At 64.2% G+C, this 19,133-nt stretch carries 18 protein-coding genes; 12 read left to right on the top strand and 6 right to left on the bottom strand.

Annotated features, from left to right (window positions below; translation table 11 throughout):
* Nucleotides 1–41 precede the first annotated feature (41 nt).
* Together F3H26_RS00425 and F3H26_RS00420 are read left to right on the top strand one after the other, a co-directional pair.
* A complete protein-coding gene (locus F3H26_RS00425) occupies nt 42–2,297 on the top strand; it encodes an NADP-dependent malic enzyme (RefSeq protein WP_149774091.1) in 2,256 nt (751 codons plus the stop codon).
* Nucleotides 2,298–2,301: 4 nt separating this feature from the next.
* Nucleotides 2,302–3,174, top strand: a complete 873-nt coding sequence (locus tag F3H26_RS00420; protein WP_149774090.1) for a ribokinase — start codon at nt 2,302–2,304, stop codon at nt 3,172–3,174.
* Here the strand turns inward: F3H26_RS00420 and msrA are convergent.
* From msrA to F3H26_RS00400, 4 genes are all read right to left on the bottom strand, one after another.
* Entirely contained in the window at nt 3,171–3,836 is a 666-nt protein-coding gene (gene msrA / locus F3H26_RS00415; protein WP_149774089.1) for a peptide-methionine (S)-S-oxide reductase MsrA, read from the bottom strand. The two genes, F3H26_RS00420 and msrA, sit on opposite strands and share 4 nt — an antisense overlap.
* A 95-nt stretch (nt 3,837–3,931) precedes the next feature.
* A complete protein-coding gene (locus F3H26_RS00410) occupies nt 3,932–4,213 on the bottom strand; it encodes an SCP2 sterol-binding domain-containing protein (RefSeq protein ID WP_093963906.1) in 282 nt (93 codons plus the stop codon).
* Nucleotides 4,214–4,287: 74 nt separating this feature from the next.
* A complete protein-coding gene (locus tag F3H26_RS00405) occupies nt 4,288–4,686 on the bottom strand; it encodes a DUF1810 domain-containing protein (RefSeq protein WP_149774319.1) in 399 nt (132 codons plus the stop codon).
* A 32-nt stretch (nt 4,687–4,718) separates the two neighbouring features.
* Nucleotides 4,719–5,945 carry an argininosuccinate synthase gene (locus tag F3H26_RS00400; protein ID WP_149774088.1) on the bottom strand — a complete coding sequence of 409 codons (1,227 nt, stop codon included), beginning with the start codon at nt 5,943–5,945 and terminating at the stop codon, nt 4,719–4,721.
* Between the two features lie 135 nt (nt 5,946–6,080).
* Here F3H26_RS00400 and F3H26_RS00395 point away from each other — a divergent pair, with 135 nt between their 5' ends.
* The gene (locus F3H26_RS00395) at nt 6,081–6,848 is read left to right on the top strand and encodes a hypothetical protein (RefSeq protein WP_149774087.1); all 768 of its coding nucleotides are present in this window, start codon (nt 6,081–6,083) and stop codon (nt 6,846–6,848) included.
* A 59-nt stretch (nt 6,849–6,907) separates the two neighbouring features.
* The gene (gene ilvA / locus F3H26_RS00390) at nt 6,908–8,134 is read left to right on the top strand and encodes a threonine ammonia-lyase IlvA (RefSeq protein ID WP_149774086.1); all 1,227 of its coding nucleotides are present in this window, start codon (nt 6,908–6,910) and stop codon (nt 8,132–8,134) included.
* Between the two features lie 4 nt (nt 8,135–8,138).
* Here ilvA and F3H26_RS00385 read toward each other — a convergent pair whose 3' ends face one another.
* Nucleotides 8,139–8,465 (bottom strand): Hpt domain-containing protein, encoded by a 327-nt coding sequence (locus F3H26_RS00385; protein ID WP_149774085.1) that lies wholly within the window; start codon nt 8,463–8,465, stop codon nt 8,139–8,141.
* A gap of 163 nt (nt 8,466–8,628) precedes the next feature.
* On the opposite strand from F3H26_RS00385, the gene F3H26_RS00380 reads away from it, so the two are divergent.
* Complete coding sequence (locus F3H26_RS00380; RefSeq protein WP_149774318.1) at nt 8,629–9,894, top strand: PP2C family protein-serine/threonine phosphatase; 1,266 nt, start codon at nt 8,629–8,631, stop codon at nt 9,892–9,894.
* Here the strand turns inward: F3H26_RS00380 and F3H26_RS00375 are convergent.
* Nucleotides 9,891–10,334 carry an NUDIX hydrolase gene (locus tag F3H26_RS00375; RefSeq protein WP_149774084.1) on the bottom strand — a complete coding sequence of 148 codons (444 nt, stop codon included), beginning with the start codon at nt 10,332–10,334 and terminating at the stop codon, nt 9,891–9,893. The genes F3H26_RS00380 and F3H26_RS00375 overlap by 4 nt on opposite strands.
* A gap of 76 nt (nt 10,335–10,410) precedes the next feature.
* Between F3H26_RS00375 and hslO the strand changes: the two genes are divergently transcribed.
* The 7 genes from hslO to F3H26_RS00340 all read left to right on the top strand — a co-directional run bounded on the left by hslO (nt 10,411) and on the right by F3H26_RS00340 (nt 19,083).
* The gene (gene hslO, locus F3H26_RS00370) at nt 10,411–11,397 is read left to right on the top strand and encodes an Hsp33 family molecular chaperone HslO (protein ID WP_149774083.1); all 987 of its coding nucleotides are present in this window, start codon (nt 10,411–10,413) and stop codon (nt 11,395–11,397) included.
* Nucleotides 11,387–11,986: a CoA pyrophosphatase gene (locus F3H26_RS00365; RefSeq protein WP_149774082.1), complete on the top strand. Its 600-nt coding sequence runs from the start codon at nt 11,387–11,389 to the stop codon at nt 11,984–11,986. The genes hslO and F3H26_RS00365 overlap by 11 nt, the downstream gene beginning before the upstream one ends.
* Nucleotides 11,983–13,137, top strand: coding sequence for a CCA tRNA nucleotidyltransferase (locus F3H26_RS00360; RefSeq protein WP_188127657.1), 1,155 nt, complete (start codon nt 11,983–11,985; stop codon nt 13,135–13,137). Before F3H26_RS00365 ends, F3H26_RS00360 begins: the two co-directional genes overlap by 4 nt.
* A gap of 191 nt (nt 13,138–13,328) precedes the next feature.
* On the top strand, nt 13,329–15,179 hold the full coding sequence (locus tag F3H26_RS00355; protein WP_149774081.1) for an ABC transporter ATP-binding protein: 1,851 nt from the start codon (nt 13,329–13,331) through the stop codon (nt 15,177–15,179).
* The gene (locus tag F3H26_RS00350; protein WP_149774080.1) at nt 15,176–17,008 is read left to right on the top strand and encodes an ABC transporter ATP-binding protein; all 1,833 of its coding nucleotides are present in this window, start codon (nt 15,176–15,178) and stop codon (nt 17,006–17,008) included. Before F3H26_RS00355 ends, F3H26_RS00350 begins: the two co-directional genes overlap by 4 nt.
* 39 nt (nt 17,009–17,047) lie before the next feature.
* Nucleotides 17,048–18,277 carry a class I SAM-dependent RNA methyltransferase gene (locus F3H26_RS00345; RefSeq protein WP_149774079.1) on the top strand — a complete coding sequence of 410 codons (1,230 nt, stop codon included), beginning with the start codon at nt 17,048–17,050 and terminating at the stop codon, nt 18,275–18,277.
* A gap of 20 nt (nt 18,278–18,297) precedes the next feature.
* Nucleotides 18,298–19,083 (top strand): ion transporter, encoded by a 786-nt coding sequence (locus tag F3H26_RS00340; RefSeq protein WP_188127664.1) that lies wholly within the window; start codon nt 18,298–18,300, stop codon nt 19,081–19,083.
* The last annotated feature ends 50 nt before the right edge of the window (nt 19,084–19,133 follow it).

Raw genomic sequence — 19,133 nt, 5'->3', positions numbered from 1 at the left:
ATGAGGCGAAAAGCCCCGAAGTCATGGAACCGACCGTCAAAATGCCCAAAGCGAAGATCACCAAAGAAGAGGCGCTGGCCTTTCACCTGGAACCCACCCCCGGCAAGTGGGAGGTGCAGGCCACCGTTCCCATGACCACGCAGCGCGATCTGTCGCTGGCCTACAGCCCCGGCGTGGCGGTTCCGTGCGAAGCCATCGCCGAGAACCCCGAGACCGCCTATGACTATACCAACAAGGGCAACCTTGTGGCCGTGATCTCGAACGGTACGGCGGTTCTGGGGCTGGGCAATCTGGGCGCGCTGGGGTCCAAGCCGGTGATGGAGGGCAAATCCGTCCTGTTCAAACGGTTCGCCGACGTAAACTCGATCGACATCGAGCTGGACACCGAGGACCCCGACGAATTCTGTCGCGCGGTCAAGCTGATGGGGCCGACCTTCGGCGGCATCAACCTGGAAGACATCAAGGCGCCGGAATGTTTCATCATCGAACAGCGCCTGAAGGAAGAGATGGACATTCCCGTCTTTCACGACGACCAGCACGGCACGGCGGTGATCTGCGCGGCGGGGCTGATCAACGCGCTGCACATCTCGGGCAAGAAGATCGAGGACGTGAAGATCGTTCTCAATGGGGCCGGGGCGGCGGGGATCGCCTGTATCGAACTGCTCAAGGCGATGGGCGCCAAGCACGAGAACTGCATCGTCTGCGACACCAAGGGCGTGATCTATCAGGGCCGGACCGAGGGCATGAACCAGTGGAAGTCGGCCCACGCGATTGCGACCGAGCTGCGCACGCTGGAAGAGGCCATGAAGGGCGCCGACGTGTTCCTGGGCGTATCCGTCAAGGGCGCGGTCACGCAGGAGATGGTCGCAAGCATGGCCGACAATCCGGTGATCTTCGCCATGGCCAACCCCGACCCGGAAATCACCCCCGAAGAGGCGCACGAGGTCCGCGTCGACGCCATCGTGGCCACCGGGCGCAGCGACTACCCCAACCAGGTCAACAACGTTCTGGGCTTTCCCTACCTGTTCCGTGGGGCGCTGGACATCCACGCCCGCGCCATCAATGACGAGATGAAGATCGCCTGCGCCCACGCGCTGGCCCGTCTGGCGCGCGAGGATGTGCCCGACGAGGTGGCGCTGGCTTATGGCAAATCGCTGACCTTCGGGCGCGACTACATCATTCCCACGCCGTTTGACCCGCGCCTGATCTATCGTATTCCGCCGGCCGTGGCGAAGGCGGGGATGGACACCGGCGCGGCCCGGCGGCCGATCATCGACATGGAAGCCTATGAGCTGAGCCTCAAGTCGCGCATGGACCCGACCGCCAGCATTCTGCGCGGCCTGAACGCCCGGGCCCGCGCGGCGCAAAGCCGGATGATCTTTGCCGAGGGCGACGATCCACGGGTTCTGCGCGCGGCGGTGATGTATCAGCGCTCGGGCTTCGGCAAGGCGCTGGTCGTGGGCCGGCCCGACGACGTGAAGACCAAGCTGGAAGCCGCCGGTCTGGGCGACGCGGTGCGCGAATTGGAGGTGGTCAATGCCGCCAACACCACGCATCTCGATGCCTACAAGGACTTTCTGTACCAGCGCCTGCAGCGCAAAGGCTTTGACCGCAAGGACATCCACCGCCTGGCCGCGCGCGACCGGCATGTGTTCTCGGCCCTGATGCTGGCGCATGGGCATGGCGACGGTCTGGTGACCGGGGCCACCCGCAAATCGGCGCATGTGCTGGACCGCATCAGCCATGTGTTCGACGCCGACGCCGCCCACGGCGCCGCCGGGATCACTGCGCTGCTGCACAAGGGCCGGATCGTGCTGATCGGCGACACGCTGGTGCATGAATGGCCGGACGAGAACGACCTTGCCACCATCGCCGAACGCGCCGCCACGGTTGCCCGCCACATGGGGCTGGAGCCTCGGGTGGCCTTCGTCAGCTTCTCGACCTTCGGCTATCCGGTCTCCGAGCGGACCGAAAAGCTGTACAAGGCTCCGCAAGTGCTGGAGGCGCGCGGCGTCGATTTCGAATACGAAGGTGAGATGACCGTCGACGTGGCGCTGAACGCCCAGCAGCAAGAGGCCTATCCCTTCTGCCGCCTGACCGGGCCGGCCAACATCCTGATCGTGCCTGCGCGGCACTCGGCCTCGATTTCCACCAAGCTGATGCAGGAAATGGCCGGAGCCACGGTGATCGGCCCGATCCTGACCGGCATCGACAAGCCGATCCAGATCTGTTCGACCGGCTCGACCGCGAATGACATCCTGAACATGGCCATCCTGGCCTCGTGCGACATGGCGTGATCCGATGGCAATCTGGAACCTGGGCTCGATCAATGCCGACATCGTCTATGCGCTGCCGCACCTGCCGGCGCCGGGTGAAACCCTTGCGGCCAGCGGTTTGCAGCGGTTTCTGGGCGGCAAGGGCGCGAACATGTCGGTTGCCGCGGCACGGGCCGGGGCGCATGTGCGCCACATCGGCGCCGTGGGGGCCGACGGGCTGTGGGCGCGCGACCGGCTGACCGAATACGGGGTCGACACGCGGCACATCGCGCAGGTCGATCAGCCCACGGGCCATGCGATCATCGCGGTGGATTCGCAGGGCGAAAACCTGATCATCCTGTACCCCGGCGCCAACCACGCGATCGGCGCCGATCAGGTTTCCGCCGCGCTGGCAGGCTCTGACACGGGTGATCTTCTGGTGTTCCAGAACGAAACCACCGCACAGGTCGAGGCCGCGAAGCTGGGCCGCGAGCGGGGTCTGACCGTGTGTTATGCCGCAGCCCCCTTCAGCGCGGCGGCGGTGCAGGCGGTGCTGCCCTATCTGGATTTCCTGATCCTGAACGAGGTCGAGGCGGCCCAGCTGCAACAGGCCACGGGGCTGGCCCCGGCCGATCTGCCGGTCGAACATGTGATCGTCACGCTGGGGTCAAAAGGCGCCCGCTATCATCAACGCGGGCAGGCGGCGGCAGAGTTTCCCGCCCACAAGGTCAAGGCCGTGGACACGACCGGGGCCGGGGACACCTTCACCGGATATGTCCTGGCCGGGATGGACCGGGGGATGCCGATGGCGCAGGCCATCACCCAAGCCAACCGGGCGGCCGCACTGATGGTGATGCGGCCCGGTACGGCAGACGTCATTCCCGATCTGAAAGAGGTACGCGAGGCCGCGCTGGATTAAGATCCGGCAAACGGCGCGGCGCTGCCCCACAGCTGCCGGACCCGTGCATCGCGGCCGCAGGCCTTGCGATAGGCCTTGTAGGCATTCAGCTGGCGTTTCGGCCCGAACCGGGTGAACACCAGCTTTTTGCCCTTGTAGTAATCCTGATGATAGGCCTCGGCCGGATAGAACGCCCCAAGCGGCAGGATCGGGGTCACGACGGCCCGCCCCAGCGCACGCTGCGCTTCGGCTTTGCTGCGTTCGGCCAAAGCTTTTTCGCCTGTGTTAGAGACGAAAATCGCGGTGCGATAGCTGTCGCCCCGGTCACAGAACTGCCCGCCCGCATCGGTGGGATCGACCGAGCGGAAGAACAGGTTCAGCAGGGTTTCACGGGAAACGCGGGCCGGGTCGAAGGTGATCTGCACCGCCTCGTAATGGCCGGTGCCGCCGCTCGTGACCTGGCTGTAGGTGGGGTTCGGAGTCGTGCCGCCGGTATAGCCCGAAACCGCTTCGATCACGCCGGGCACGGATTCGAAATCAGCCTCGACGCACCAGAAACAGCCGCCCGCCACGGTCAGCGTCTCGGTTCCGGCCGCCGGGGCCGGTTGAGCGCGCAGAATCAGCGCCAGCGCAATCAGCGCAAACAGAAGGGTCAGCTTGATCTGGTCGAGGCAACGGGCCATGGCGGACCTCCTTTCCGCCTCAGGCTGCCGCGCAACGGGGCGGCTGACAATCGGCTGAAACCGTTTGTCACGCGGTGGTGAGTCGAGTTTATCGCCTAGCCCAGCAGTTGCCCCAGCTTCATCGCGACGCCCATGTCGCCCGAGATCTTGAGCTTGCCCATCATCACCCCGGTCATCGGGTTCAGCTTGCCGGTCAGCAGTTTGCCCAGATTGTCGCGCGAGATGCGGATGGTGCAATCGGTCTCGCGGTCCTGGGTTGTGGCCGTGTTGTCGGCCAGAACGATCACGCCATCGGCGCCGCAATCGAATTTCAACGAGCCGTCAAAGCGTTTGTCGGCCAGCCCTTTCTGGATTCCCTCGGCGATTTCCTGCAGCATCCCTGCCTCCCTGTTTCGCACTTGCGTTCGGGGTGACAGAGGGCAGGGGCCGGGGCAAGCGTGACCTTACGTGTTCAGCCCAGGGCCTGCTGCGTGCGCGGGCAGGGCTGACCGTCGTAGAACGCGCCCAGAACCTCCTGGAATTCGGGAGGCGCATCGGGCACGGCGGCGAACAGGGTCATGGAAGACCGCAGCTTCTTGGCATCGACCTTGCCCAGAATCTCGGCCGGGTCCTTGCCTGCGTGGGTCAGCATCAGCCGGGCCACCTCGGTCAGGCGGCGGCGCAATTCGGGGTGGGCCAGATAGGCGGCAGCCTCGTCCAGATCCTCGATTCCATAGAGCTGCGCCATGTGCGACTGGCCCAGCTCGGCCAGTTGCGGAAAGACGAACCACATCCAATGGCTGGTCTTCTGCCCCTGTTCCAGTTCGCGCAGGACATCGGACCAGACCGTGTCCTGCGCTTCGATGAACATTTCCAGTTCGTCGTTTATGCCGTCATCCTCGGTCACTTGGACAACCGCTTGTCGCGCGCCGCCAGCAGCTTGAGCCGCAGCGCGTTCAGCTGGATGAAGCCCGCGGCGTCTTTCTGGTCGTAGGCGCCGGCGTCCTCCTCAAAAGTCACATGCGCCTCGGAATACAGCGAGTGATCCGACCAGCGGCCCACGGTCGAGGCCAGACCCTTGTAAAGTTTCACGCGGACGATGCCGGTGACGTGTTCCTGAGATTTGTCGATGGCGGCCTGCAGCATTTCGCGCTCGGGGCTGTACCAGAAGCCGTTGTAGATCAGCTCGGCATATTGCGGCATCAGCTGGTCCTTCAGGTGCATCGCGCCGCGGTCCATGGTGATGGATTCGATGCCGCGATGCGCTTCCAGAAGGATGGTGCCGCCCGGTGTTTCATAGATGCCGCGCGATTTCATGCCCACGAACCGGCCCTCGACCAGATCCAGACGGCCGATGCCGTGCTTGCCCCCGTATTCGTTCAGCTTGGTCAGGATGGTGGCGGGGCTCATCGCCTCGCCGTTGATGCTGACCGGGTCGCCTTTTTCAAAGCCGATCTCGATATATTCGGGCTCGTTCGTGGCGTCCTCGGGGTGGACGGTGCGTTGATAGACATAGTCGGGCGCCTGAACGGCGGGGTCTTCCAGAACCTTGCCCTCGGACGAGGTGTGCAGCAGGTTTGCGTCCACCGAGAAGGGCGCCTCGCCGCGCTTGTCCTTGGCGATCGGGATCTGGTGCGCCTCGGCAAATTCCAGCAGCTTGGTGCGGCTGGTCAGGTCCCACTCGCGCCAGGGCGCGATCACCTTGATGTCGGGGTTCAGCGCATAGGCCGCCAGTTCGAACCGCACCTGGTCATTGCCCTTGCCGGTGGCGCCATGGGCCACGGCGTCGGCGCCGGTTTCCTCGGCGATTTCGATCAGGCGCTTGGAAATCAGCGGACGTGCGATCGAGGTGCCCAGCAGGTACAGCCCCTCGTACTGCGCATTGGCGCGGAACATGGGGAAGACGAAATCGCGGACGAACTCCTCGCGGATGTCCTCGATATAGATGTTCTCGGGCTTGATCCCCAGCAGCTCGGCCTTCTGGCGGGCGGGCTCAAGCTCTTCGCCCTGACCCAAGTCGGCGGTGAAGGTCACCACCTCGCAGCCATACTCGGTCTGCAGCCATTTCAGGATGATCGAGGTATCAAGGCCACCGGAATAGGCCAGAACAACTTTCTTGGGCGCGGACATCTGACTTCCCCTTAAACGTAAGACGATTGGCCCCTAGCGGGTTTTCGACGTGGGGGCAAGAAGCAGTGGGTTGACCGGGCGCTGCGAATAAGCGCACACCAGAGACAACCAAAGATTGTCAAAGGGGTTCTTTGAATGCTTGGATGGAAGATTTTCGCACATTCGCTGCGGATGGTGTTCGGCAATCTGCCGCAGGTTCTGCAAATCGTTCTGGGCCCGGCCGTGATCGGAACCGTCGCCATAATCGGGCTGTTTCTGGTGTCCGGCATTCCGGTCGAAGCCTTTGACGACGGCGCCACGGGATTGCCGCCCGAGGTGAATCCGGCATCATTCATCCTGTTCCTGATCCTTCTGGCGATCGTGATGCTTGTCACCATGGGCTGGATCGCCGTGGCGTGGCACCGTTTCATCCTGCTCGAGGAGTATCCCAGCGGGCTTCTTCCGACCTTCCGTTTCGATCGCATCCTCGCCTATTTCGGGCGCGGGCTGATGCTGGTAATCCTGTTTGCGATCGGATACCTGCCGATGCTTGTGATGATCGGAATGCTGGGCGAGGGCGCGATCGCGGTTTCGATCTTTCTGACGATCCTCTACATCGTGTTCCTGACCGTCTGCTTCTATCGGTTGTCCATCATCCTGCCTGCGGCCGCCATCGGCCGTCCGATCACGCTGGGCGACGCGTGGAGCAACACCCAAGGCACCTGGGGCGCCATTCTCGTTCTGGTTCTGGTTTCGATCCTGTTCCAGTTCCTGGTGCAGCTGGCCGGCGGCGTTCTGTCGATGATTCCGGTTCTGGGGGTTCTGATCGCCGTGTTCTTCGGCATGGTGATCCTGCCGATGATCAATGTCAGCATCCTGACCACGATGTACGGCGTGTTCATCGAAAAACGCGAACTGGATTGATCGCCCGTACACCGATGTATTCCTTGCCCTTGTCGGCCTGATGGGGCAGGGAATGCGGCATGAGTGATTTCATGACCCGCGCCCGCGCCGCCGAACAGGCCATGCGCACCGTGTTTCCTGCAACCCCGTTGCAGCGCAATGCCCATCTGTCAAAGAAATACGACGCCGATATCTGGCTGAAACGCGAAGACCTCAGCCCGGTGCGGTCCTACAAGATCCGCGGCGCGTTCAATGCCATGCGCAAGCAGCAGGGGCAGGACCTGTTCGTCTGCGCCAGCGCGGGCAACCACACGCAGGGCGTGGCGTTCATGTGCAAGCACATGGATGTGCGGGGCGTCATCTTCATGCCGGTCACCACGCCGCAGCAGAAAATCCAGAAAACCCGGATGTTCGGCGGCGACAACATCCAGATCCACCTGACCGGCGACTATTTCGATCACACGCTTGCCGCGGCTCAGGACTGGTGCGCGCAGCAGGGTGGGTATTTCCTGTCGCCCTTCGACGATGACGACGTGATCGAGGGGCAGGCCTCATTGGCCGTCGAAATCGAGGAACAGCTGGGCCGCCTGCCCGATCACGTGGTGCTGCCGGTGGGCGGGGGCGGCATGTCCTCGGGCGTGGCGACGTGGTTCGGCGACCGCACACATTGCCTGTTCGTCGAACCCGCCGGCGGGGCCTGTCTGCGCGCGGCGCTGGCGGCGGGCCATCCGGTGGCGCTGGACAAGGTGGACAATTTCGTCGACGGCGCGGCAGTGGGCCGGATCGGGGACAAGCCGTTCCAGCTGTTGCGTGACCGGCATCTGTCGGACGTGATCGTCCTGCCCGAAGACCGCATCTGCACCACCATGATCGAGATGTTGAACGTCGAAGGCATCGTGCTGGAGCCCGCCGGCGCCCTGGCGATCGAGGCGGTGGGCGATGTCCAGAGCTTTGTGCGCGGCAAAACGGTGGTCTGTGTCACCTCGGGCGGGAATTTCGATTTCGAACGTCTGCCCGAGGTCAAAGAGCGCGCACAGCGCTATTCGGGCGTCAAGAAATACTTCATCCTGCGCCTGCCGCAGCGGCCCGGAGCGCTGAAGGAATTTCTGAACATCCTCGGCCCCGAGGATGACATCGCCCGGTTTGAATACATGAAGAAATCGGCGCGCAATTTCGGCTCGGTCCTGATCGGGATCGAAACCGCCAAGCCCGAAAACTTTCTGCGCCTGTTCGCCCATCTGGACGATGCCGGTTTCGTCTATACCGACATCACCGACGACGAGACGCTGGCGCAGTTCGTGATCTGACCGCTCACAGGTTCTGCGCCAGTTCGGCCAGGAACATCTTGCGCGACTCGTCGAAGGCGGCCAGGACCGCGTCCAGATCCACCTCGGCGCCCTGGCCCGCCGCGGCCCGCCGCTCGCCATCCTGGCACAGTTTGGAGAAGGTTTCGAACCCGAGGCTCAGCGCGCTGCCCTTCAGAAAATGCAGGTTCTGTTCAAGTTCGCGCCGTTCGGTATCGGCCTGCAGGCGGTCGATGACCTCGCCGACCTCGTCCAGAAAGATGCGAACGACTTCATCGAACTCGTCCGGCCCGACCTCGTCGCGCAATTGGCGCACTCTGGGCCAGTTTATCATGCCCGTTCTCCGCGTTGACCCGTTTGTGACCTGACTATCTGAGCCGGGTAAAGAGCAGGTTAAGCGCGGCGCCGCGTGGTGTTGCCGGGTTTTCACCGATTGTTAAGATTGGGCGCCTAGCGTTTCTGCACCCCGAACAGGAAGCGCAGAGGTCGGCGTGCGATTGCCCAGCCAACCAGAGATCAAGGCTGATCTGGATTTTGGTGCCATCCGGAACGTGCTGGTGGTGGATGACAGCCGCCTTCAGCGCCGGATCCTTGTGGCGTCGCTCAAGAAATGGGGGTTCACCGTCATCGAGGCCGACAGCGGCGAAGAGGCGCTCGAGCTGTGCCGCCAGGGTCTGCCAGATCTGGTACTCAGCGACTGGGTGATGCCGGGGATGGGCGGGTTGGAATTCTGCCGCGCCTTTCGCGAATTGGAAAAGGACGCATACACCTATTTCATCCTTCTGACGTCCAAAAGCGAAAAGCAGGAGGTGGCGCGCGGCTTGGATGCGGGGGCGGATGATTTCCTGATCAAGCCGCTCGAGGCGGACGAGTTGCGCGCGCGGATCTCGGCCGGTGCGCGGATCCTGGGCATGCAGCGTGAATTGTCGGAAAAGAACCGGCTGATCGAAAAGGCCCTGTCGGAACTGCGCGTCGCCCATGACCTGATCGACAAGGATCTGAGGCAGGCCCGCCACATACAGGAATCGCTGGTACCCGAACTGACCCGGGAGTTCGGCCGCTCGCGCGTCAGCCTGTTGCTCAAGCCCTGCGGCCATATCGGCGGTGACCTGGTGGGCATGTTCTCGCCCGGTCCGAACCGGATCGGGTTCTACAGCATCGACGTGTCCGGGCACGGCATCACCTCGGCCATGATGACGGCACGGTTGGGCGGCTACTTGACCAGCCAGCATTTCGACCAGAACGTGGCGATGGAGAAGCGGTTCAACAAGTTCTATGCGCTGCTGCCCCCCGAACAGGTGGCCGAGACGCTGAATGCCCGCCTGATGGCCGATACCGGGATCGAGGAATATTTCACGATGGTCTACGCGATCGTCGATCTTCGGTATGGCCATGTGAAGATGGTTCAGGCCGGCCACCCGCACCCGCTGTTGATCCGTGCGGATGGGGCGATGCAGTTCATGGGCGACGGCGGTCTGCCGATCGGCCTGATCGATGGGGCGACTTTTCGACAGACCGACTTCTACATGCAGCCGGGCGACCGGTTGCTGTTGTATTCCGACGGGTTCACCGAATGCCGGGTGGCCGGCGGCGGGCTGCTTGACGAAGACGGGCTGTGCCGGCTGGCGGGGGAGTGTCTGGCCCAGCACAACGGCCCCGAATTTCTGGACGACATGTTCTGGCGGCTGACCCAGTCGATGCCGCCCGGCGAGACGATGGATGATGACGTTTCGGCCGTGTTTTTCGAGTTCAACGGGAACTAGCGCCCCGAAAGATACAAGCGGGCGAAATGGCGGTCGCCGGCATTGCCCAGCATGTGAACCGCGTCGCCCGCGTTCATCCAGACGGCCTCGTGAAAGGCTTCGGTCGGCGGGCCCTGGCGCCGCACCGGGTGGGCGCGGTAGATCAGGCAGATTTTTTCGGCCCAAAGGTCGTATTCGGGCATGTAGGTAAAGCGCCGGAACGCGCCGATCCGGCGGGGGGCGGCAATCGACCAGCCGGTTTCCTCGAACACTTCGCGATGCAGGGCGGCGATCGGGGATTCGCCCGGATCGATCCCGCCGCCGGGCAGCTGCAGGTCAGGGCCGGGCTCGATCTGGCAGGTCAGAAGCAGGCTGCCGCCCCGGGGCAGCAGCGCGTAGACGCCCACGCGCCGGGTGTATCTGCGCCCCGGTTCCGGGGTTTCGCCGAACCGCCTGATCATGTAAGAGCCCTTTCAACTCTGGATCTTCGACCTATATGGTGGCGGTATGCCAACCCGTGGCGTTTAAGGAAACCCCATGTCTTTTGGAACGAAAATCGCGTGGGACGATACCGTCCTGCCCTTTCAACTCGATGTCTCGGATATGCGTGGCCGCGTGGCGCGGCTGGACGGGGTGCTGGACGGCATCCTGAAACAGCACGACTATCCCGAGCAGGTCGAGGCGCTGGTGGCCGAGATGGCCCTGCTGACCGCGCTGATCGGCCAGACCGTCGCGCTGCGCTGGAAGCTGTCGCTGCAGGTGCAGTCGAACGGACCGGTGCGGATGATCGCCACCGACTACTACGCCCCGCGCGAAGAAGGCCAGCCCGCGCAGATCCGGGCCTATGCCAGCTTTGACCGCGACCGGCTGACCGATGGCGCGCCGTTCGATCAGGTCGGCGAGGGGTATTTCGCGATCCTCATCGACCAGGGCAAGGGGACGCAGCCCTATCAGGGGATCACGCCGCTGACCGGCGGATCGCTGAAGGCCTGCGCCGAGTCTTATTTCGCCCAGTCCGAGCAATTGCCGACGCGGTTTTCGCTTAGTTTCGGAAAATCGACCGAACCCGGTGCCGGCGAACGCTGGCGCGCGGGCGGCATCATGCTGCAGCACATGCCCAAGGCCTCGCCCTTCGTGGCCACGAATGACGGCACCGGCGACATCCTGACAGCGTCGGACCTGGTGGATGGCGATGAAGGCGAAAACTGGGACCGTGTGAACATCCTGCTGGATACGGTCGAGGATCTGGAAATGATCGGGCCGTCCGTGGCGCCGACCGACCTGCTGGTGCGCCTGTTCCACGAGGAACAGCCCCGCGTGTACGAGGCCCAATCGGTTCAGTTCGGCTGCACCTGCTCCGAGGACCGCGTGCGGCAAAGCCTGTCGATCTACTCGGCCCAGGACATCGAGAAGATGACCACGGACGAAGGCACCGTCACCGCCGACTGTCAGTTCTGCGGCGCGCATTACGTGCTGGATCCGAAATCGGTCGGGTTTGAGGCCGAAGACCCGGATGACGGCTGACCTGATCCCGCGTCTGAGCGAAGCGCTGGCCCGTCCGGGTGACGGGTCCAGCGACTTCGACCTCAATCCAGGCACGGTTCTGCCTGCGGGACGCAAGCTGCGCCCCGCAGGTGTTCTGGTGGCCGTGGACCTGGCCCGCGGTGATCCGCGCCTGATCCTGACCAAGCGGTCCTCGGCCCTGAAACACCATCCGGGGCAGATCGCCTTTCCGGGCGGCAAGCAGGACGACACCGACGCGGATGTGACCGCCACCGCCCTGCGCGAAGCGCAGGAGGAGATCGGCCTGCCGCCGGACCTGCCGCGCATTCTGGGTACCTTGCCGGTGCATGAAACCGTCACGTCATTCGCCGTGACGCCGGTGGTGGCGGTTCTGGAGCGCGGCTTTGACCCGGTGGCTGAACCGGGCGAGGTGGACGAGGTGTTTTCGGTTCCGCTTGCGCATGTGCGGAACCCTGCGAATTATGTGGTTGAATCGCGCATCTGGCGCGGAACACGGCGGTATTACTTCGCGGTGCCCTATGGCCCCTACTACATCTGGGGCGCCACGGCCCGCATGTTGCGCGGGCTGGCGGCACGGATGAACGAATGATGCGGATCACCGAAGACTGGATCACGAACCCGGCCACGCAGAACGTGTGCAAGGCGCTGACCGAGGGCGGCGCGCAGGCGCTGTTCGTAGGGGGTTGCGTCCGCAATGCGCTGCTGGGGGCACCGGTCTCGGATCTCGACATCGCCACCGATGCCCGCCCGCAACAGGTGATGGACCTGGCCGAAAAGGCGGGGCTGAAGGCGATTCCGACCGGGATTGATCATGGCACCGTGACCGTTGTCAGCGACGGCATACCGCATGAAATCACCACCTTTCGCCGCGACGTTGAAACCGATGGGCGGCGCGCCGTCGTGGCCTTTTCGGATCAGGTGGAAGAGGACGCCGCCCGCCGCGATTTTACGATGAACGCGCTTTATGCCCGCCCCGACGGCACCATTCTGGATCCGCTGGGCGGCCTGCCTGACCTGCAGGCGCGGCGCGTGCGGTTCATCGGCACGGCCCAAGATCGCATCCGCGAGGACTATCTGCGCTCGTTGCGGTATTTCCGCTTCCACGCCTGGTATGGCGACGCGCAGGCCGGGATGGACCCGGATGCTCTGGCGGCGATTGCGGCCGATCTGGACGGGCTCGACCGGCTGTCGCGCGAGCGGGTCGGGGCCGAGATGCTGAAACTGCTGGCCGCGCCCGACCCGGCCCCGTCGGTGGCCGCCATGCGCAGCATCGGCGTTCTGGCGCATCTGCTGCCCGGCGCCGACGATCGGGCGCTGCCGATCCTGATCCATCTTGAATCGCAGGCCGGGCTTGCCCCCGACGCGCTGCGCCGTCTGGCAGCCATCGCAGGGCCCCAGGTTGCCGGGACCCTGCGCCTCAGCAAGGCGCAACTGGCCCGCTTGACCCGGATCCGCGACGGGGCGCAGGGCGGTGCCGGGGCGGCCGAATTGGGGTATCGGCTGGGACAGCCAGACGGGCAGGACGCGGCCCTGCTGCGCTGCGCCTTTCTGGAACGGCCCTGGACGGCCGAGACGGGCGCGGCCGTCGAAAAAGGGGCCGCGGCGACATTCCCGGTCAAGGCCGCCGATCTGCTCGGGCGTTACTCCGGCCCTGCGCTGGGCGCCAAACTGGCCGAACTGGAAAGCAACTGGATCGCCTCGGATTTCACGCTGGACCGGGACGCGCTGCTGCAAGACTGACGGGAAGTCTCAAAAGGGGATGACAAGCCCGCAGGTGTTCGGATAGGGTGCGCCTGTCACATGGATGGAGGACTGCGAATGTATTACGGGATCTGGTTCGGCTGAAGCCGGAACACCTGACCCGTACGGGTGGTGTTTTGGCGCCATCTGCTTTCGCATTTTCAATTTTCCTGCTCAATCGGAGCACCTCCATGTTTCGCTATTTCGAAAACCTCGTAGACCCTTTTGTTGCCTATGAAGAGGTAGACAAGCCGCCGACGCGGCTGTGGCCCTTCATGCTGGATTATTCCCGCCCTTTTCGGCGCGTCTTCTTCTGGGCCGCGCTGATGTCGATCATCGTGGCCGCGGTCGAGATCGGGTTGATCTATTACATGGGCCGGGTCGTCGACCTGCTGGGCGGATCGCCGTCCGAAGTCTGGCAGGCCCACGGGACCGAGCTGGTTCTGGTCGCGCTGTTCATTCTTTTCCTGCGGCCCATCCTGCATGTGCTGGACGTGCTGTTGCTGAACAATGCGATCCTGCCCAATTTCGGCACGCTTATCCGCTGGCGGGCGCACAAGCACGTTTTGCGCCAATCGGTCGGCTGGTTCGAGAATGATTTTGCCGGGCGCATCGCCAACCGCATCATGCAGACCCCGCCCGCCGCGGGCGAGGTCGTGTTCCAGGTTTTCGATGCGATTTCGTTCTCGCTGGCCTATCTGATCGGTGCGGCGATCTTGCTGATGGCCGCCGATCCGCGCCTGCTGCTGCCGTTGCTGATCTGGTTCGCGCTCTATGCGCTGCTGGTGCGCTGGACGGTGCAGCGGGTGGGGCCGGCGTCGCAGGCCGCGTCCGATGCGCGGTCCACGGTGACGGGCCGGGTGGTCGACAGCTATACCAACATCCATTCTGTGAAGATGTTCGCCCATGCCCAGCAGGAGCTCGACTATGCGCGTGAAGCGATCGAAGAGACCCGGCGCACCTTCCAGACCGAGATGCGCATCTTCACCATCATGGATGCCGTTCTGGTCGCGCTGAACGGCGTGCTGATCGTCGGTGTGGTCGGTTGGGCCATTTACCTGTGGATGCAGGGCAGTGCCTCGGTCGGGGTGGTGGCGGCGGCCACCGCGCTGACGCTGCGGCTGAATGCCATGACCGGCTGGATCATGTGGGCGCTGACCAGCTTCTTCCGGCAGCTGGGCGTCGTGGCCGAAGGGATGGAGACCATCGCCCAGCCCGTCGACCTGCTGGATGCGCCGGGCGCCAAGCCGCTGCAACTGACCGAGGGCCGGATCGAGATCCGTGACCTGTCGCACCACTATGGCCGCGAGACCGGCGGGCTTGATCACGTCAATCTGACCATACAGCCGGGCGAGAAGGTCGGGTTGATCGGGCGCTCGGGGGCCGGGAAATCGACCTTGGTCAAGCTGCTTCTGCGGTTCTACGACGTGGAAAGCGGTGCGATCCTGATCGACGGGCAGGACATCCGAACCGTCACCCAGGACAGCCTGCGCCGCAATATCGGCATGGTTCAGCAGGACAGCGCGCTGCTGCACCGCTCGGTGCGCGACAACATCCTGTATGGCCGTCCCGATGCCACCGAAGAGCAGATGATCGCCGCTGCCAAACAGGCCGAGGCGCATGACTTCATCCTCGACCTGCAGGACCCGCAGGGCCGCACCGGCTATGACGCCCATGTGGGCGAGCGCGGCGTCAAGCTGAGCGGCGGGCAGCGGCAGCGGGTGACGCTGGCGCGGGTGATCCTGAAGGACGCGCCGATCTTGTTGTTGGACGAGGCCACATCCGCCCTAGATTCCGAGGTCGAAGCCGCAATCCAGGAGACGCTGTACGGCATGATGCAGGGCAAGACCGTGATCGCCATCGCGCACCGGCTCAGCACCATCGCCCAGATGGACCGCATCCTGGTGATGGACGGAGGCCGGATCGTCGAGGAAGGCACCCATGCCGATCTTCTGGAGCAGGGCGGTCTTTACGCCCAGTTCTGGGCGCGCCAATCTGGCGGCTTCATGAACCCCGAGGCCGCGGACGAGGCAGCAGAATGACGGTCGCAGACCTGATCAAACCGTTTGAACCCACCCAGACGCCCCCGCCGCAACGGCTGGGGGCGTTCATTCGCTGGTGCCTGGCAGGGGCCTGGCCCATGTTGTTCGCCGCTGCGCTGTTTTCGGCCCTGGCAGGTGCAATGGAGGCTGGAACCGCCTGGATTCTGGGCTGGGTGATCGACGTCGCGACCGCCAGCGGCCCCGAGAACTTTCTGACAGCGCGAAACCTGTGGATGATTCTGGGTGCCGTGGCGTTCTTCATGCTGATCCGGCCGCTGCTGTTCGGGCTGTCCTCGGTGTCGAACAATTATATCGTCATGCCCAACATCCCGCCGCTGGTGCTGGCCAAGCTGAACCGCTGGACGCTGGGGCAGTCGGTCACCTATTTCGACGACGATTTTGCCGGTCGCATCGCCCAGAAACAGATGCAGACGGCCAATGCGCTGACCTCCGTCGTGTCCGAGACCATCAGCGCCATCGTCTTTGCCTTGGCCTCGCTCGTGGGCTCTTTGCTTTTGTTAGGGTCTATTCACCCCCTGGTCATGCTGCCCTTCGTGGCTTGGCTGGCGGTGTATTTCCTGCTGGTGCGCTGGTACCTGCCACGGATCCGCACACGTTCGGCCGCGCGGGCCGGGGCGCGGGCGATGGTGTCGGGGCAGGTGGTGGACACGATCACCAACATCAAGACCGTCAAGCTGTTTGCGCATTCAGAGTTCGAGGATCAGGCCGCCCGCGACTCGATGGTTGCGCTGCGCGACAAGTCGCTGGCCTTTGGCAAGCTGTCCGCCAGTTTCCGGTTCATTTTGATGACACTGGCGGGGCTTCTGCCGGTTCTGCTGTTGGGCGCCACCTTGTGGCTGTGGCAGGCCGGGTCGGCGACCACCGGGGATATCGTGGCGGCGGGCGCCATTTCGATCCGTATCGCTCAGATGACGGGCTGGGTCAGCTTCACCCTGATGGGGATCTACGCCCATGTGGGCGAGATCGAGAACGGCATGAAAACCCTGGCACGGCCCGACCGGGTCGAGGATGCGCCGGACGCCACCGAGCTGACGGTGCCCGAAGGCCGGATCGAATTTTGTGATGTCAGCTTTGCCTATGGTCGCGACGTGGGCGGAGTCTCGGACCTGACGCTGACGGTGCAGCCGGGCGAAAAACTGGGAATCGTCGGTGCCTCGGGGGCGGGAAAATCCACCTTGGTTTCGCTGCTGCTCAGGCTCTATGACAGGGAAAATGGGCAAATTCTGATCGACGGGCAGGACATCGCCCGCGTCACGCAGGACAGCCTGCGCCGCCAGATCGGCATGGTCACGCAGGAAACCGCGATGTTCAACCGCTCGGCCCGCGACAACATCCTGTACGGCCGGCCAGATGCCACCGAAGACCAGATGATCGCCGCCGCCAAAAAGGCAGAGGCGCATGATTTCATCCTCGATCTGCAGGACGGGCAGGGGCGCAAGGGTTATGACGCGCATCTGGGCGAGCGCGGCGTCAAGCTGAGCGGCGGCCAGCGTCAGCGCATCGCTTTGGCCCGCGCGATCCTGAAGGACGCGCCGATCCTCGTGCTGGACGAGGCCACCTCGGCGCTGGATTCCGAGGTCGAGGCCGCGATCCAGACCGCGCTGCACCGGGTGATGGAGGGCAAGACCGTTCTGGCCATCGCCCACCGCCTGTCCACCCTCAGCGAGATGGACCGGATCATCGTTCTGGATCACGGGCGCATCATTGAAAGCGGGCCGCATGACACTCTGCTGGCGCAGGGCGGCTTGTATGCGCGGTTCTGGCACCGTCAGTCGGGCGGGTTCATCCAGACCGAGGCCGCCGAATAAGGGTTTTGTTGGCGCATCAGCCCGGCTATCAGGCAGGCCATGACGCAGGAATACACCATTCTCCGCCTCGGGCATCAGGGCGACGGCATCGCCGAGGGCCCGGTCTATGCCCCCCGAACGCTGCCCGGAGAGCGGGTCAGCGGCGCGTTGGACGGCTCGGTGCTGACCGATTTCAAGGTGCTGACGCCGTCGGACGATCGGGTCAAGCCGCCCTGCCGCCACTACAAAAGCTGCGGCGGTTGCCAGTTGCAGCACGCCTCGGACGCCTTCGTGGCCGATTGGAAGGTCGAGGTGGTGCGTACCGCGCTGGCCGCTCAGGGGCTGCAGGCCGAGATGCGCCCGATCCTGACGTCGCCACCGCAGTCGCGTCGCCGCGCCACCATCGCGGTGCGCCGCACCAGGAAGGGCGCGCTGGCGGGGTTTCACGGCCGCGCCTCGGACGTGATCACCGAGATTCCGGATTGCCAGCTTCTGGACCCGGCGCTGACCGCCGCCATCCCCGTGGCCAAGGCGCTGGCCGAACTGGGCGGCAGCCGCAAGGGCGTGTTGTCGGTTACCCTGACCCTGTCCGAAGCCGGTCTGGACGTGGCGGTGCAGGGGGGCAAGCCTCTGGACGGCCCGATGGAACTGGCCCTTGCGCAGGCGACCGAGCAGCACGGGCTGGCGCGACTGGCCTGGGACGGCGAGGTGATCGCCATGCGCAACCCTCCCACACAGCGGTTCGGGCCGGCCACGGTGGTCCCGCCGCCGGGGGCCTTCCTTCAGGCCACGAAAGATGGAGAACAGGCTCTGACACAGGCTGTTTTGGAGATCGTCGGCCCAGCCAAACGAGTGGTTGATCTGTTCGCGGGCTGCGGCACGTTCTCTTTGCCGCTGGCGCAACGGGCCGAGGTTCATGCCGTTGAAGGCGCGGCTGACATGACCCGCGCGCTGGATCAGGGCTGGCGCAAGTCCACGGGATTGAAACAGGTCACGACCGAGGCGCGCGACCTGTTCCGCCGCCCCTTGATGCCGGACGAGCTGCGCCGTTTTGACGCCGTGGTTCTGGACCCGCCGCGCGCCGGCGCCGAGGCCCAGGTGGCCGAGCTGGCCCAGGCCCGCCGTCCGGTCATTGCCTATGTGTCCTGCAACCCTGTGACCTTTGCGCGGGATGCAAAAATTCTGGTTCAGGCGGGCTATGCCCTTGAATGGGTCCAAGTGGTTGACCAATTTCGATGGTCATCCCACAGCGAACTGGTGGGCAGCTTCAAACTGGCAGAGAAACCATGACCCGACAGGAGACCCTCCGCATGACGATCCGGCAGCGCCTGCAGGCCTTTGTCGAAAGCCCACGGTTTTCGCAGTTCATCACCGGCGTCATCCTGGTGAACGCGGTCTTGCTGGGCATGGAAACCTCGGACGGCCTGATGGCGAAATTCGGGCCGGTGATCGTGCTGCTCGACAGCCTGTGCCTGGCCATCTTCGTGGCCGAGATCGTGATGAAACTGGTGGCCCGCGGGGGGCGGTTCTTTCTGAACGGCTGGAACGTGTTCGATTTCGTGATCGTCGGCATCGCCCTGGTGCCCGGCGGCGCGGGAATTTCGGTTCTGCGCGCGTTGCGGATCCTGCGGATTCTTCGCGTGATCTCGGTCGCGCCGCGCCTGCGCCGGGTGGTCGAGGGGTTCATCCAGGCGCTGCCGGGCATGGGCAGCGTGTTCCTGCTGATGGCGATCCTGTTCTATATCGGCGCGGTGATCTCGACCAAGCTGTTCGGCGACAGCTTCCCCGACTGGTTCGGCGATCTGGGCCGGTCGGCCTATACCCTGTTCCAGATCATGACGTTGGAAAGCTGGTCGATGGGGATCGTGCGCCCGGTGATGGAGGTCTATCCCTATGCCTGGCTGTTCTTCGTGCCCTTCATCATGGTCACGACCTTTGCGGTGGTGAACCTGCTGGTGGGTCTGATCGTGAATTCGATGCAGGATGCCCACCACGCCGAGGAAGGCGTCAGGACCGACGCCTATCGGGACGAGGTGCTCGAGCGGCTGGAGTCGATCGAACGCCGCCTGACCGAGCATATGAACAGCAAAAAGTGATTTCCGTTTTCGCCGGATTTTGGCATGATGCGCCAAAACGAGCAGGCAGT

The organism is Ruegeria intermedia, from assembly GCF_900129345.1.
In the GTDB taxonomy this organism is placed as follows: domain Bacteria; phylum Pseudomonadota; class Alphaproteobacteria; order Rhodobacterales; family Rhodobacteraceae; genus Ruegeria; species Ruegeria intermedia.
This window is presented reverse-complemented; position numbering and strand designations above follow the sequence as displayed.

What these genes read in the sequence shown, in the direction of transcription:
- hslO (WP_149774083.1), top strand. Translation starts at nt 10,411, where the DNA reads ATGTCTTTTGGAACGAAAATCGCGTGGGACGATACCGTCCTGCCCTTT.
- F3H26_RS00400 (WP_149774088.1), bottom strand. Translation starts at nt 5,945, where the DNA reads ATGTCCGCGCCCAAGAAAGTTGTTCTGGCCTATTCCGGTGGCCTTGAT.
- F3H26_RS00365 (WP_149774082.1), top strand. Translation starts at nt 11,387, where the DNA reads ATGACGGCTGACCTGATCCCGCGTCTGAGCGAAGCGCTGGCCCGTCCG.
- F3H26_RS00395 (WP_149774087.1), top strand. Translation starts at nt 6,081, where the DNA reads ATGCTTGGATGGAAGATTTTCGCACATTCGCTGCGGATGGTGTTCGGC.
- F3H26_RS00420 (WP_149774090.1), top strand. Translation starts at nt 2,302, where the DNA reads ATGGCAATCTGGAACCTGGGCTCGATCAATGCCGACATCGTCTATGCG.
- F3H26_RS00410 (WP_093963906.1), bottom strand. Translation starts at nt 4,213, where the DNA reads ATGCTGCAGGAAATCGCCGAGGGAATCCAGAAAGGGCTGGCCGACAAA.
- F3H26_RS00345 (WP_149774079.1), top strand. Translation starts at nt 17,048, where the DNA reads ATGACGCAGGAATACACCATTCTCCGCCTCGGGCATCAGGGCGACGGC.
- F3H26_RS00405 (WP_149774319.1), bottom strand. Translation starts at nt 4,686, where the DNA reads ATGTTCATCGAAGCGCAGGACACGGTCTGGTCCGATGTCCTGCGCGAA.
- F3H26_RS00360 (WP_188127657.1), top strand. Translation starts at nt 11,983, where the DNA reads ATGATGCGGATCACCGAAGACTGGATCACGAACCCGGCCACGCAGAAC.
- msrA (WP_149774089.1), bottom strand. Translation starts at nt 3,836, where the DNA reads ATGGCCCGTTGCCTCGACCAGATCAAGCTGACCCTTCTGTTTGCGCTG.
- ilvA (WP_149774086.1), top strand. Translation starts at nt 6,908, where the DNA reads ATGAGTGATTTCATGACCCGCGCCCGCGCCGCCGAACAGGCCATGCGC.
- F3H26_RS00375 (WP_149774084.1), bottom strand. Translation starts at nt 10,334, where the DNA reads ATGATCAGGCGGTTCGGCGAAACCCCGGAACCGGGGCGCAGATACACC.
- F3H26_RS00350 (WP_149774080.1), top strand. Translation starts at nt 15,176, where the DNA reads ATGACGGTCGCAGACCTGATCAAACCGTTTGAACCCACCCAGACGCCC.
- F3H26_RS00355 (WP_149774081.1), top strand. Translation starts at nt 13,329, where the DNA reads ATGTTTCGCTATTTCGAAAACCTCGTAGACCCTTTTGTTGCCTATGAA.
- F3H26_RS00425 (WP_149774091.1), top strand. Translation starts at nt 42, where the DNA reads ATGCCCAAAGCGAAGATCACCAAAGAAGAGGCGCTGGCCTTTCACCTG.
- F3H26_RS00385 (WP_149774085.1), bottom strand. Translation starts at nt 8,465, where the DNA reads ATGATAAACTGGCCCAGAGTGCGCCAATTGCGCGACGAGGTCGGGCCG.
- F3H26_RS00340 (WP_188127664.1), top strand. Translation starts at nt 18,298, where the DNA reads ATGACGATCCGGCAGCGCCTGCAGGCCTTTGTCGAAAGCCCACGGTTT.